Below are 14,158 nucleotides of genomic sequence, written 5' to 3' on the forward strand. Positions count from 1 at the left end.
GTGAATCTATTACCCTCTTCTGCCACTGACTCCAGCCGCTACGTTCATAATCGGGCGCTGGATTGCATCGTCTATGTGGGGAAACAATTTCATCAATCAGCCACTGTTGATCAACTTCAACACAGCCTGGGTTTTGATTCTTTACATCTGAGTGACTTACAACTGCGTGAAGCCGCCAACGCTATCGGGCTGCACAGTAAAATTGAGCGCTTCACTGCCAATACAGCGCCGACGCTGCCCTTACCGGCATTGATCGAACTGGAACAACAGTGGTGGGTACTTATTGAAGTCGATAATGGCAATATTACCGTTCTCGATCCTGCGACTAAACAAACGCGGTCACTCCCCCTACCTGCTGACGATAAAAAAAGTGCCTATAAAATTCTTTTGATCGCAGATCAGGAATTAACTAAGAAGCATGTCAAATTCGGCTTGGGCTGGTTTTATCCCTCAATTTTCCGGCAGAAAAGTCAGATAAGAGATCTGTTTTTGTTCGCCATCGTACTCCAGTTATTTGCGCTGGTCAGCCCGATACTGTTTGAAAACATCATCGACAAAGTTTTGGTAGGCCGAAGTTTATCCAGCCTGCATGTATTAGGCATAGCTATGCTGGCTCTCGCTCTTGCCGAACCTTTGTATAGCTTTATGCGCAATACCGTGTTTGGGCACATGGCAAGCCAGATAAACTCTGAGCTATCTGGGCAACTGTATCGTCATCTGGCAGGATTGCCGCTGCAATATTTTAAACAACGGCAAACAGGGCAGATCATTGCCAGAGTCAGAGAGATGTCTCAAATCCGCCAGTTTCTGACGGGCTCTACCCTGATGCTGTTGCTGGATTTGCTCTTCGTCATCATGTTCATTGGCATCATGTTTTACTATGCCTGGATACTAACCTGGATTGTTATTGGTTCGCTTTTCGTTTATTTCGTATTTTGGGTCGCCGCCGGGCCGATTATTCGCCGCAAAGTAGCGGCAGAATATGAAACCGATGCAAATGCAACAAGCTTTCTGACTGAAGCCGTGACAGGGATTGAAACCATCAAAACCACCGCGACTGAAAACCGTTTCTTACATCAGTGGCAACGTATTCTCAGCCAGCAGTTGACTAAAAGCTTCACAGCACAAAAAAGCGGTTTAATCGCAGGACAGGGAATCGATTTTGTCCAGAAATTTACTGCCGCGATCCTCTTATGGTGGGGAGTGACAGAAGTCCTGCGTGGTGAACTGACTCCGGGGCAACTTATCGCTTTCAATATGCTGGCCGGACACGTCACGCAACCTATCCTCCGGCTCGCACAGGTTTGGCAGGATTTTCAGCACACGTTAATCGCGCTGAAACGTGTGGGGGATATTCTTGATGAACCAATGGAAAACAGTAAACAAGGGTTGGCTTCTGTACCTGAGCTGGAAGGCCAGATTGAATTCAAAAATATTCGCTTCCGTTATCATGACGACACGCCGGAAGTTCTGGCAAACCTATCGTTATCGATAAAATCTGGTCAATTTATTGGTATAACCGGACCCTCTGGTTCAGGTAAAAGTACGCTCACTCGTTTGCTGCAAAGGCTATATGTACCCCAGCATGGACAAGTTCTGATTGATGGCATGGATCTGGCTATTGCCGATCCCGTCTCCTTACGCCGCAATATGAGTGTTGTACTCCAGGAAAGTATCCTGTTTTCCGGCAGCATCACCGATAACATCCGGCTGTGTAAACCCAATGCGACAGATGAAGAAGTCTACCGCGCTGCTGAATTATCCGGCGCCATTGAATTTATTCAATCCTTTCCTCACGGTTTTGCACATCCAGTTGGGGAAAAAGGGGCAAATCTCTCAGGTGGTCAAAGACAGAGAATCGCATTAGCAAGAGCGCTCTTGGTCAACCCAACGATTCTGATCCTTGATGAAGCCACCTCAGCATTGGACTATGAATCCGAAGCGGCGATCATGGCAAATATGGATGAAATATGCCGTAACAGAACAGTTATTAGCATTGCTCACAGGCTCAATACGATCCGCCACGCGGATAAAATTTGTGTGTTAGATCAGGGGCAAATTGTCGAATTTGGCTCACATGACCCATTGCTCCAGCAAGGCGGCTTATACGCTCATTTGTGGCATCAACAAGTTGGCGAAACTAAATGACTACCCGCTTAACTCTTAACCAGAATTGAATAAATTTTGACTGAAATTGTATCTAGTCTTACTTATTTGTTCTAAAAAATAACTCTATGTAATTAAATTATTTATAATTATTATAATAAGTTATTAACATGTTAGATAATAAAATATCTTTACACATCTTAATTTTTAAGTTGGAGAATTTTATGGACAGGAATCCAGTTTCTTTAAGCGCTTTAGCATTTTCAGGAGGACCTCTGACTTCTATTACCGGCCCGATAGAAATTTTAACCATTGCCGCTCATTTAGCCGGAGCACCGGTGCCGGAAATCAATATTGTCACACAGGATAATCAGGATGCTATCGGACTAGGCGGTGTTCGGCTAAAACCCAATAAACTCATAGGAGAAATTAGACAAACAGATATTGTCCTGGTGGGTTCAGTTGGGGTCCCTTATTACGATGTCGATCTTTGTACCCAAGAAACCTTAGATTGGCTCCAGATGATGGGAGAAAGAAATATTCCTATCGTCGCCATTTGTTCAGGTTCTTTTGTACTGGCTAAAGCTAATTTACTCAATAACCGCAAAGCCACCACACACTGGTTATTTACCAAATTATTCAAGGACATGTTTCCACAAGTACGGTTACATTCAGAAATAAAAGTCACCAGCGATAACAATATTTTTTGTACTTCCGGCACCTATGAATACAATGATGTGATGATGCATATTATTGAACAAATATATGGTCAAAATACCAGAGAAACTTGTAGCCAACTTATATTTGGTGACATAGAAGGCGCCCCTCCACATACTCTGGCAAGTTTTGTACCATACCGCCAGCACTCAGATACCTTAATCCACAAACTACAGGATTGGATGCATTCTGCCCCATCAGACATATTATCAGTCGGCGATCTGGCAAATAAAATTCATTTGTGTGAAAGGCAGATGAAGCGACGCTTTAAAACAGCCACCGGTCAAACACCAATCCAATATATCCAGCAAATCCGGTTATCCCTGGCAAAATACTGCTTAGAAAAATCGAATAAGACCATAGAAGAAATCAGTCATGAAGTTGGCTATGAAGACACCCGCTATTTCAGAGAATTATTTAAGAAATCTAATGGGTTAACACCCATCGAGTACCGCAGAAAATACCAGTACCGTTAAAGTCGGAACACAATGGACATCCTTTACGAATAAACAGTGACACCGCTTTTTATCTTTGTCAGACAGTAGCGATACACAGGAAGCTGGGGTATCATGGCGTGCTATATTTTATGGTATACGCCCTTTAGTAATTGAATTTATGGCAAAAGAACAAATGGATCGCACCACTCTGGATTTGTTCGCAAATGAACGCAGACCGGGGCGCCCAAAAACCAACCCACTTTCCAGGGATGAACAGCTCAGAGTCAATAAACGTAACCAGCTTCGCCGTGATAAGGTGCGTGGTCTGCGTCGTGTGGAATTGAAAATAAATGCTGACGCAGTCGATGCACTAAACTTTCTTGCACAACAACGCAATATCAGCCGCAGTGAACTCATTGAGCAAATTTTGCTGGCTCAGTTAGCAGAAAGCGATATCACTGCTTGATAACATTGAAAGTACGAAATCACACAAATTTGACAGAATTGTCCCTGCTGTTTGGTCAGAATAGGATTTTGTTTTTTTAATAATACAATCAGAATTTTTCTGCTGATTTTGACATTTTATACGTATATCTCAAACAGAAATACACAAATAAAACAAGAGGTTATATCATTTTATGGCAATTATAGGTATATTCTTTGGCAGCGATACTGGCAACACAGAAAATATTGCCAAAAAAATCCAGAAAATTCTGGGTTCCGACGTTGCTGAAGTCCACGATATTGCCAAGAGCAGTAAAGAAGATATCGAACAGTTCGATATTCTGCTGCTCGGCATCCCTACCTGGTACTACGGAGAAGCTCAGTGTGACTGGGATGATTTTTTCCCTACTCTGGAAGAGATCGATTTTGACGGGAAGCTGGTTGCCCTTTTCGGTTGCGGCGATCAAGAAGATTACGCGGAATATTTCTGTGATGCGATGGGAACTATCCGTGACATTATTGAACCCCGTGGCGCAATTATTGTTGGTCACTGGTCAACAGCGGGTTATCACTTTGAAGAATCAAAAGGTCTGGCTGATGATGATCATTTTATTGGGCTGGCTATTGATGAAGACCGCCAACCAGAATTAACCGAAGAACGCGTTAATTCTTGGACTAAGCAGATCTACGAAGAGATGAGTCTGGCGGAAATTATTGCCGGATAGGAATTTACCCCAATAGGCGTATATTGGTGCAGGCCATTTCTTATCAATAGTGAATACGCGGTAGGTGAGTAGCCATTCGCTTTTGTCAACACACTGCTCACATCCGCTCTTTTACTACAAAGAATGGCGAAAAGATAGCCTAAACATTATAAATAGTAAGGTTATTCCTGCGTCTTACAAATGATTATTCTGGCAAAATGTGTAATGATAGTTAAGGTTAACGTGGTTTTCATTTTCATTAGCCATACCTATAATCATAATCTGATAACTAACCGGTACTTTTTGAAGTATCGCTAAGTTCACTTTACTGAGTAACAGGACTGAATCCGCATGACCGACAACAATAAGGCATTAAAAGATGCTGGGCTTAAAGTGACACTTCCTCGACTGAAAATACTGGAAGTGTTACAGGATCCTGAATACCACCACGTCAGTGCGGAAGATCTCTACAAAAAACTGATTGATAACGGTGAAGAGATTGGCCTCGCTACTGTCTACCGCGTGTTGAATCAGTTTGATGACGCCGGCATTGTCACCCGTCATAATTTTGAAGGTGGCAAATCGGTTTTTGAACTCACTCAACAACACCACCACGACCATTTGATCTGTCTGGACTGCGGTAAAGTCATTGAATTCAGAGACAAACAGATCGAAAAACGCCAGAAGAATATCGCTGAACGTTATGGGATTAAACTCTCAAACCACAGTCTTTATTTATATGGTCATTGCTCGGCAGGTAATTGCCGCGAAGACAATAGTGTACATGACGAGAAGTAATTCATTCCTGAGCCGATAATTTTTTATCCATAGCCATAGATAGAAAGGGACCCATCAGGGTAATGCCAGTCACTCAAGGTGACTGGTTCCCAGAACATAGTGACTTATCGTTTTACCGCCTTTAACGTAAGTGCAGGCGCCGCGTTGTGGCAATACAACACAGCGTTCTGAAAGGAACCCTGATGGGTTCCTTTCTTGATGAGACAAAATCATGCCTTTACATGATCAATCCGGCTGTAACGTTGACCATCCGGACTGACAGAACGGATCAACACATCACCTTTCACTTTCGGACGTTTATCATTGTCATAAATCTTCCAGCTACTACCGCCATCAGTTGAATACTGAATAACCAACCCTGGCAAAGCAATATTGGCTTTCAGAACACCGCGTTTTACCTTAGCCCCCGGAACCGGTAAACGGTAAGCAATTCCTGCTCTATCCAGTTTGACAAGCTCACGCTGCCCTATCAGGTTAGCGAGAACCGGGTCCAATCACGATTCAGTGCATCTATATCAACTTTATTCGTTTCTCCTCCCTTATATTCCTAGCCTGGAACATTCATCAGGAAGGTCATAACGAGCCATAACATGTTTTTCCCGAAAGTCAGAGCCAAATGATTATCCTATCTCAATCTATTACGGGACACAGCCTAGTACTACAGCCGTACTTACTTTTTTCAACAGAAAAGACACTCATAGAAAAGCTTAATTCATGCGGTTTCTCAGAGTTGTGAGCATCAAGGAAAATGCAACTTTCTGGTATCTACGGCTGTAGTACTAAGTATAGAAGGAAGTGAAGTAAACCTATGCTTAACAAAAGAAGAGGAAGATGAAACTATAAATTCAATTCATTATTTAAAATCATTCGAAAGTTTTGTGAATAGGTGAATAATGCAAATAGGAACCAATTGGTCTGGAAATAGAGAACTAAAAGTTCTAAAAGTTCTAAAAGTTCTAAAAGTTCTAAAAGTTCTAAAAGTTCTAAAAGTTCTAAAAGTTCTAAAAGTTCTAAAAGTTCTAAAAGTTCTAAAAGTTCTAAAAGTTCTAAAAGTTCTAAAAGTTCTAAAAGTTCTAAAAGTTCTAAAAGTTCTAAAAGTTCTAAAAGTTCTAAAAGTTCTAAAAGTTCTAAAAGTTCTAAAAGAGATAATATCACTGAAAAAGGTCGACTTCATAGAGATATTAATAGATAACTTTTTACAGTGCTCTCCTGACTCAATACTTGACATAAGCAAAGGATTACCGATAGCGTTTCATATCATGAACTCTAAATATATGCACAGAAGCAAACAAGATTTGGAGAGCATAGGGAAAATCATAAGGCTACTCCAAAAAGAACTAGACCCCATATATATATCTGATCATGTTGGTATTTTTTATCATAATAGCTATCCTTTACCAACAATGAGTGAAGTAGATTACTCTTCTGAAAAAGATAAATACTTCGATTCAGTAAGCCTTTGGCAAGATATAATTGGCGAAAAAATTTATTTAGAAAACTTCCCTTCAATACTTGATGAAAACGCTAGGCTACAACCAGATTTCTTTAAAGAAATGACAAAAAAATGCGGCAATGGATTTTTGTTTGATATATCAAATGCTGTAATTGCACAAGAAAACACGGGAACCCCATTTAAAGAATGGCTTGATATAGAAATAAACCATCTTCACATTGGTGGTTATGCAGAAACATCATTACGTCCTGGTTTCTTAGTTGACACTCATGCACATAGAATATCTAATCTTTCATTAGAGTATTTTAATAAATTAGAAACAGAGAGTAAGGGCAACCTTACATCACTATCTGTTGAAAGAGATGATAATTTTGTATTAGGAGACTGGATTAATGACATCGAATTATGCAGACAATAGAAATTGTTACTCTTATGTTGTAACTGGAGAGTCCGCATCAGAACTACCAAAAAACAAATCAGACTCTCTATCTAAGCTCATGATCTATAATATAACTAGTATATTAAACAATCCTCTGAGCAGATCTAAAGCTGAAGTTTCTTTTGAAGAAGCAGAGGAATTTATACGTTGGGCAAACAAGAGGAAATATCATCTCGACTGGAGAATATTTGCATACTTTTTATCTTTCAGACATGAAAATAAAAAAAACCTTACAGATGAAATGATTAATGATTTATTAATCTTCTCAGCAAGCCAATGGACTTATTTTGATAAAAGCGACAAAGAAGAGGTAATAATATACTCCAAAATTAAAGAAGGATATAAGTTTATAGCAAAAAAGTCAAAAAAAGCGTCAATTGCGAGAAAATTATACATAGCCAAGATTGATATTATGGATGATGGATCTCATGATAGAAGAAAAGAAATTATATATATTTGACAAGGGTATTATATTGCCATCGATAACAATGTTTAAGAGTAGAATGCTAAACATGGCAATGCAACTCATTATTACCGCACTAATATATCAATTGTCTGCAAACAATGCTGGATTTTTTTTACTATCATCACAGTTGGTTCAGATATTTGTTGTTGCCTCATGTACCTTTTTCATAGGCATTAATATAAAATCAGACATTAAAAATAAAAACTACACTTACGAAAACTACACTTGGCTTTTAATAACAGCGACGATAATAGGTTTATTAATAACTCTAATATCTGGGATATCAATACATTATTACAGTGACCATGCAGTAACAAAAAGAACAGCATTGATACTATCAATCGGCATTATACCATTATGTATATATTCTGTTAACTGTGCAATTCTAGAGTCTACAAAACAAGAAAGGCACATGGTAAAAGTCAACTTATTCAGTATATTAACAAATTTATTCGCCTTGATTGCATTATACTTATTTACTGGTGATTTAATATTTTCTATTGCTCTTGCTATCAGTATTTCAAGAGTATATATGGCCATCTCATCTTCAATCCCATTAATAAAATTTATAAAATGGAAAAAAGTTGACTTGCCTTACATTAAGGATATTGTGAATATAGGAATAAACGAAGCTTTGACATCTACATCATTAGTAATATTGATGTCTATTTTAATAAGGTTTGTCTCAACATTAATTTCAAACATAGAATTATCAAAATTATTTGTTTACATGGGGATTATGAATTACCTATTTGTCACGGGCTTTTCTGCTGTTATTTCATTGGCTTCAAATTACAGAAATGGTGAGAACAATTTTTTAAATATCGCGATAGGTACCAACTTATTTTACCTTATTATCTTTTCAGCCGCCTCACCATTAATTAGTTTGATGGTATTCAACACGCTAACAGAAACAATAAACATAATAATTTGTGCATTAGTTATATTCTTTGACTTGACTTCTGTATCTATTATTAACAGAATAAGGAGCAAATCACCAAACTCAAAATCTGTATATCTTAAAGTAATTCCTATTATTACCGTTCTTGTGGTCACCTCTACATTAATTAGTCCAACATCATTCGAGATCTTATTGACTTTTGTATGCAGTAATATATTGTATACGCTAATTTCATTAATATGGTATCTGCTATGGAAAAAGAAATCTTTGTTTTTAGAGAAGTTAACGTAGAAGACGCAAATAATCTCATTGTTTTTTTTAACGATTTGGATAACACATCGGAATTTATGTTGCTTGAGCCGGAAGAAAGAAAAATAAGTATTGAAGAACAAGCAGATATAATAAAAGGATTCGGAAAAGACAGGCAAATGTTAATATGTGAAGATAGCAAAAACATTGTTGGATTTATTGTTGTATCTAGAGGGGTGTTCAATAGAAACAGGCATCTGGGTTCTATTGTTCTTGGCGTAAAAAAAGAATATAGAAATAAAGGCATAGCGAGGACCCTACTCGACAAAGCACAAGATTGGTCACGGAAAAATGGAGTTAATAGACTTGAGTTAACCGTTGCAATAAAAAATACATTGGCAATAAAGCTGTATTTGTCATCAGGTTTTATTTTTTCTGGCATCAGAACTAGCTCACTATTTATAAATGGTGAACTGACAGATGAATACTATATGACTAAAGGACTATCTGAACAGTGAGAAATTCCTGTGTAAATAGTATTTTCAGATCGTCGGGGGACGCCTACATTCGATGGGAGTCAACAGCGTTCTGAAAGGAACCCTAATGGGTTCCTTTTTGATGAGACAAAATCATGCCCTTACATGATCAATCCGGCTGTAACGTTGACCATCCGGACTGACAGAACGGATCAACACATTACCTTTCACTCTTGGACGTTTATGGTTGTTATAAACTTCCCAATTACGACCACCATCCGTCGAATACTGGATTACTAACCCAGGCAGAGCAACATTAGCCCGCAAAATGCCACGTTTTACCTTAGCCCCCGGAACCGGTAAACGGTAAGCAATTCCTGCTCTATCCAGTTTGACAAGCTCACGCTGCCCTATCAGGTTAGCGAACCGGGTCCAGTCACGATTCAGTGCATCTATATCAACTTTATTCGTTTCTCCTCCCTTATATTCCTGGCCTGGAACATAATCCTGCTCCCAACCAGCCCGGTGCCATGCTCGTTCTGCCAGCGGTAATAAGCGAGGATAAAGCATATATTCCATCTGCTCATCAGTACGGACGGTTTCACTCCATACTTGCCCTGACAGCCCATAAGCGCCCGGCCACGGTTTGTCACTTTTCGCACGGAATGCATTACCATCACGGTCAACGGATGTTTCCGCATTTTGTGGCATATTATTTGGCGCAAAACTAAAGATCTTGGCTTCATCATTAAAACGGGTTGCCCAATAATATCCACGTTCCTGCGGATGAACTTCATATGGCATATCCAGATAAACATAATCCGGGTTGGATATAACGACTTCATAGCCCTTGTTCGCCCAATCATTGACTGAATCAAAGCCACCCCAGTAGAGAGTATCCCAGAAATTCACACCAACGCGTTTGGTCGCAAAATCTTTAGCGCTGTCAGCATGTTTCAGGCCATCCTGCCACGCCTGCATTTTCTCAATACCATTGGCATTCACAATTTTGCTCACTTCAATTGCGAAGTAGCTGGCAAGATGCTCAATATCTTTCACCACACCCTGCTCCACCAACTTCTGGCAAGCCTGAGATTTAGCCCACGGCTTATCTTCTATACTCTTATCAATGATGCCTTTACCCGGTACTATAGGGCCATTCTTATCCTGAAACCCTTCTCCCAAACGAATATTCTTCGCTTCATCACCACCAAAATGCCAGGTCTCCAATGGCAAGCCAGCGTCTTTATGCATAGCAGCAATTTCACCAATGACTTTTTCAACAAATCGTTTTGAAGAATCCATACACGGGTTCAAATAACTGCGACGATCATAAAGCTGAACAGAGGTTGCTCTGGTGGTATCGGTTGGATCCAACAAGCGATATAAATTCGCGCCTTTCACATTACCCTGATCCATCAACTTCTTATAACGAGCTTCCATCGAAACCACTGCGGCACGAGCATGAGCCGGCATGTCAATTTCGGGAATAACGTCAATATAGCGGGCTTTGGCATATTTCAAAATGTCGATGTAGTCCTGACGGCTGAAGAATCCACTCCCCATATTGTTGTTATCAGGGCCAGATCCCAATTGTGGCAACAAGCATTTGGTTTCACTCAAATCATGACAACGCTGGCTACCAACTTCCGTTAGCTCGGGTAATCCCGGAATTTCCAAACGCCAACCTTCATCATCACTCAGGTGGAAATGGAATTTATTCAGTTTGTAACTTGCCATTTGGTCAAGCAAACGCAGGACCGCCTGTTTGCTGTGGAAATTACGCCCTACATCAAGGAGAGCCCCACGATACTCAAAGCGCGGAGCATCTTTTACCATCAGAGTCGCAATCTTCGCGCTGCCATCAACAGGAATCAATGACAGTAGAGATTGAAGGCCGTAAAACACCCCAGATTGGTCAGAAGCAACAATTTGAGCACCATTCTGGGTAATATTCAGGCGGTAAGCCCCTTTAACCTTCCATTCACCGGTAAAGTCCGAAGAGACAATCTGAGTCGCAACCAGATAGCCACTATTCTCTAATTTAATGCCTTGATCGGTAAAACGTTTTCTGACCAGAATAACCGCCTCGTCATTCAAACCGCCAAATTCCAGTCTTACCCCCCCAGATAAATCAGCGTCCTCTGAATAAATCTGAACTTCTTTTGGCGTCGGAATTATTTGCCCACGTAATTTTTCTGACTCAACTTTTTTAACCTGCAAATTCTTCGCATAACGATTTTCAGGCGTCATCAGAATGTTGTTATCCGCGTTTGTACGTTTCCATTGATCACCGGTGAAAGCAGATAAAAATTCGCGCAGATCTTCTGTATCCGTATTCACAAGGACTTTAGGTTTCGCATCGCCTGACGTTGCATACCAGCGCGGCAAAAAGTCAGTGCTGTAAATCTGCCAGTACTCTCCGGTAATAGGCAGTTTTACCTGCTGATTCGCTTTAATACCGGTGAATTTCTCAGTTGGTTCCAGTTTATGTAAATCACCCGTGATACGCGTGATTTTGAACTGCTCATTATCGACACTCAAGACCTGACGGATACTATGGAAATAAATCGCCCAGTCAGATGAGTCAATAGCCTGATTACCATTAGTTAACGTAATATCGACCCGATTACAAGTAGCCCAGTCCGCCCCCAATACCGCACAATTAACACCATGATCTCCGGCCTGATTATCAACAACCTTATAATTAACTTTTAATTGACTCAGTGAATCAACCAATTGCTGCGCTGTATTATTGGCATAGGCAGAACCCATCAGACCAACCGTTGCCGTTAACGCCGCCAGTGTACGCAATTTAAATTTCTTCATTGTTGCCTCTTTCAAACACAAATATTATGTAAGGTAAGCCACTGCCCAGAAATATAAAAACAGCGGCAACGAACCATTAGAAGACAATAAATGGCATGATGATATTGAATTTAATCTCTTTCTCATCCTGGAAAAATTCCAGTCAGATCCTTGAAAATGCACATTCTGGTCATAGATTGAATTAATGCTGATTTTTGTACTATGTGTAACCATAAAATTAATTACTTTTTAATTAAAATAAATCACGATCAAAAATGTAAATCCATCCGTAAAATAAAAAAATTTAGGGGCTGTCCTAGATAACGATTATATCTTTCTCTTAACTATTTGTTTTAGAATATATAATTGGTCTTTTACATCCGGTGTGTTAAATCTCCACTCACATTCCTTGAGAAAGAGCTCAAAATGTTCCTTTGGAATGCCATTAAATTTACGCATATGACGGTTGGCTTGGTTCCAAAAATTCTCTATCCCAGTGATAGGGTTTTGACCATTTTTAGCGTCTACAAACTCCGTGCTATGGTTGATTCGATAGTGTTTTCGGACACGCCCAACCCATCATAACGGGCAAAATTGTCTGTGTAGACCAGGCTGTCAGGCTTAATTTTCGCCGTGATTATCGGCATCAAGGTATCGGATTTAGCGTTAGGTATTAGGCGGGTGTAGACTTTACCACCTCGCTTGATAAACCCGAAAACAGGGACTTTTCCGGCTGAACCTCGCCCGCGTTTTCCCTTACATTTACCCCCGAAATCTGCCACAGTGCGAACTGTAGCCCCTGCCACAAAGAGCTCCTGAAGACGTTTTTGCTTGTATTGGCTAATCCAACTTTTTCTCATTTGGATATCCTAAATCAAATTACTTATCTAGGACAGCCCCAATCTGAATTGAAAAAAATATTTGAAAAGAAAGAAACTGAAGAAATAAGGGTAATAGCATGAATACCACAATGACCGAACGATTAGTTGCTATTGCATAAGCAGCACATAAAGCCGGACATAGCAGCAAAGAAGCAATATATCGGGCGGCTTGTGAAGAGCTGTGCATGTCACGTTCAACATTGATTAAAAAACTGGCTGAAGTTTCTGACAAAAAACCACTCAAGAAACGTTCTGATGCAGGTAATAGCGCGTTGACACGTGAAGAAGCAACTTTGATCTCAGGGGTATTGATGGAGGCCACTCGTAATACAGGGAAACGGTTATATAGCCCCGAACAGGCCGTTAATGATCTACGCTCAAATGGCTTGATTAATGCAGGCCATATCGGGCGAATTTTCTCCGTTATCCATTGACGCTATTCGTCGTGCATTGCGCCAGTACAAGATACAACACAAAGCCCGTGCTACAGTGCAGGTCAGTGTTGAGCACGGACAGTTGATTATCCGGCTCGTTGAGAACAACTGACGGCTCAAAAAAGATCCCAGCGCTTGGCTGGGATCTTTAGCATGACTAATTACCTTCTATCCATACTTGCTTTATCCAGCTAGCAAGATCAGACCAACTTTCCTCGTTATAACCATCAAGCGTCCAATACTTAATTTTTCCATCATAATCAATACAATAATAACTGCCATTATCTTCACAGATCGGGAGCAAATTTTCAGGTAGCCCTTGCTCTCTTGCATCGCTTAACGCTTGTGACAGTTCTCCGTAATATTTTTTATCACGGGTAACAGATAACAAATCTATAGTTCCGTAGAACATATTACTTATTTTTTTTAAAACCTCTTTATAATCATTTGAAAATTCGAAACCAATTTCTTTTTCATACTGAGAAATTAATTCATCATCTGGCAAATCAACATCGTTTCTTTGACCATCTGATAAGCGTTCGATTTCTTCAATAACATCATTAAGTTTAGTATTCATACGTAACCCTATTTAAAATCGTTAGCTCGTTGTTTCCAATAATCAGAACGCCACTTATTAAACTCCGAGCGGTTAATACCTGAGGGGATACTGTTATCATTTATATGTATGACTTTATGATTATCCTTATGAAAACTCTGCGTTACCTCAGCTATAGATCCATCCTGCTTTTGTAACATATGATGTAAATTGACAGGTTTTCCATCATTACCGATAGGTGCTCTACCAGCTCTCATAAGTTCTACGTTTGTCTTCCTGATTTAAGAAA

General features: G+C 39.9%; 15 protein-coding genes and 2 pseudogenes. 11 read left to right on the forward strand and 6 right to left on the reverse strand.

Annotation, left to right across the window (positions count from 1 at the left end):
• From ACUN2T_RS19080 to fur, 5 genes are all read left to right on the forward strand, one after another.
• Entirely contained in the window at positions 1-2,148 is a 2,148-nt protein-coding gene (locus tag ACUN2T_RS19080) for a type I secretion system permease/ATPase (protein ID WP_445494569.1), read from the forward strand.
• Positions 2,149-2,330: 182 nt separating this feature from the next.
• Positions 2,331-3,299, forward strand: a complete 969-nt coding sequence (locus ACUN2T_RS19085; protein ID WP_445494570.1) for a GlxA family transcriptional regulator — start codon at positions 2,331-2,333, stop codon at positions 3,297-3,299.
• A 139-nt stretch (positions 3,300-3,438) separates the two neighbouring features.
• On the forward strand, positions 3,439-3,726 hold the full coding sequence (ybfE, locus tag ACUN2T_RS19090; RefSeq protein ID WP_036836823.1) for a LexA regulated protein: 288 nt from the start codon (positions 3,439-3,441) through the stop codon (positions 3,724-3,726).
• 172 nt (positions 3,727-3,898) lie between these two features.
• Positions 3,899-4,429, forward strand: coding sequence for a flavodoxin FldA (gene fldA, locus ACUN2T_RS19095; protein ID WP_445494571.1), 531 nt, complete (start codon positions 3,899-3,901; stop codon positions 4,427-4,429).
• Between the two features lie 330 nt (positions 4,430-4,759).
• Positions 4,760-5,206, forward strand: coding sequence for a ferric iron uptake transcriptional regulator (fur, locus tag ACUN2T_RS19100; protein ID WP_445494572.1), 447 nt, complete (start codon positions 4,760-4,762; stop codon positions 5,204-5,206).
• Between the two features lie 209 nt (positions 5,207-5,415).
• Here the strand turns inward: fur and ACUN2T_RS19105 are convergent.
• Together ACUN2T_RS19105 and ACUN2T_RS19110 are read right to left on the reverse strand one after the other, a co-directional pair.
• A pseudogene (locus tag ACUN2T_RS19105) lies at positions 5,416-5,753 on the reverse strand (chitobiase/beta-hexosaminidase C-terminal domain-containing protein); the annotation flags it as partial.
• Between the two features lie 290 nt (positions 5,754-6,043).
• Positions 6,044-6,361, reverse strand: a complete 318-nt coding sequence (locus tag ACUN2T_RS19110; RefSeq protein ID WP_445497992.1) for a hypothetical protein — start codon at positions 6,359-6,361, stop codon at positions 6,044-6,046.
• 29 nt (positions 6,362-6,390) lie between these two features.
• On the opposite strand from ACUN2T_RS19110, the gene ACUN2T_RS19115 reads away from it, so the two are divergent.
• The 4 genes from ACUN2T_RS19115 to ACUN2T_RS19130 are packed head-to-tail and all read left to right on the forward strand — an operon-like array spanning position 6,391 to position 9,232.
• Complete coding sequence (locus ACUN2T_RS19115; RefSeq protein WP_445497929.1) at positions 6,391-7,077, forward strand: multinuclear nonheme iron-dependent oxidase; 687 nt, start codon at positions 6,391-6,393, stop codon at positions 7,075-7,077.
• Positions 7,052-7,558, forward strand: a complete 507-nt coding sequence (locus ACUN2T_RS19120; RefSeq protein WP_445494573.1) for a hypothetical protein — start codon at positions 7,052-7,054, stop codon at positions 7,556-7,558. Before ACUN2T_RS19115 ends, ACUN2T_RS19120 begins: the two co-directional genes overlap by 26 nt.
• The gene (locus tag ACUN2T_RS19125; RefSeq protein WP_445494574.1) at positions 7,527-8,756 is read left to right on the forward strand and encodes a hypothetical protein; all 1,230 of its coding nucleotides are present in this window, start codon (positions 7,527-7,529) and stop codon (positions 8,754-8,756) included. The genes ACUN2T_RS19120 and ACUN2T_RS19125 overlap by 32 nt, the downstream gene beginning before the upstream one ends.
• Complete coding sequence (locus tag ACUN2T_RS19130; RefSeq protein ID WP_445494575.1) at positions 8,717-9,232, forward strand: GNAT family N-acetyltransferase; 516 nt, start codon at positions 8,717-8,719, stop codon at positions 9,230-9,232. The genes ACUN2T_RS19125 and ACUN2T_RS19130 overlap by 40 nt, the downstream gene beginning before the upstream one ends.
• 111 nt (positions 9,233-9,343) lie before the next feature.
• On the opposite strand, the gene ACUN2T_RS19135 is transcribed toward ACUN2T_RS19130, so the two are convergent.
• Complete coding sequence (locus ACUN2T_RS19135) at positions 9,344-12,019, reverse strand: beta-N-acetylhexosaminidase (protein ID WP_445494576.1); 2,676 nt, start codon at positions 12,017-12,019, stop codon at positions 9,344-9,346.
• A gap of 306 nt (positions 12,020-12,325) precedes the next feature.
• A pseudogene (locus tag ACUN2T_RS19140) lies at positions 12,326-12,858 on the reverse strand (IS1595 family transposase).
• A 206-nt stretch (positions 12,859-13,064) separates the two neighbouring features.
• Between ACUN2T_RS19140 and ACUN2T_RS19145 the strand changes: the two are divergent.
• Together ACUN2T_RS19145 and ACUN2T_RS19150 are read left to right on the forward strand one after the other, a co-directional pair.
• Positions 13,065-13,313 carry a hypothetical protein gene (locus ACUN2T_RS19145; RefSeq protein WP_445494577.1) on the forward strand — a complete coding sequence of 83 codons (249 nt, stop codon included), beginning with the start codon at positions 13,065-13,067 and terminating at the stop codon, positions 13,311-13,313.
• Positions 13,273-13,425: a hypothetical protein gene (locus tag ACUN2T_RS19150; RefSeq protein WP_445494578.1), complete on the forward strand. Its 153-nt coding sequence runs from the start codon at positions 13,273-13,275 to the stop codon at positions 13,423-13,425. The genes ACUN2T_RS19145 and ACUN2T_RS19150 overlap by 41 nt, the downstream gene beginning before the upstream one ends.
• A 45-nt stretch (positions 13,426-13,470) precedes the next feature.
• Here the strand turns inward: ACUN2T_RS19150 and ACUN2T_RS19155 are convergent, their stop codons facing one another.
• Together ACUN2T_RS19155 and ACUN2T_RS19160 are read right to left on the reverse strand one after the other, a co-directional pair.
• Positions 13,471-13,890, reverse strand: a complete 420-nt coding sequence (locus ACUN2T_RS19155; protein WP_445494580.1) for an SMI1/KNR4 family protein — start codon at positions 13,888-13,890, stop codon at positions 13,471-13,473.
• Positions 13,891-13,898: 8 nt separating this feature from the next.
• Entirely contained in the window at positions 13,899-14,126 is a 228-nt protein-coding gene (locus ACUN2T_RS19160) for an HNH/ENDO VII family nuclease (RefSeq protein ID WP_445494581.1), read from the reverse strand.
• Positions 14,127-14,158 lie beyond the last annotated feature (32 nt).

The organism is Photorhabdus machadonis, assembly GCF_052657765.1.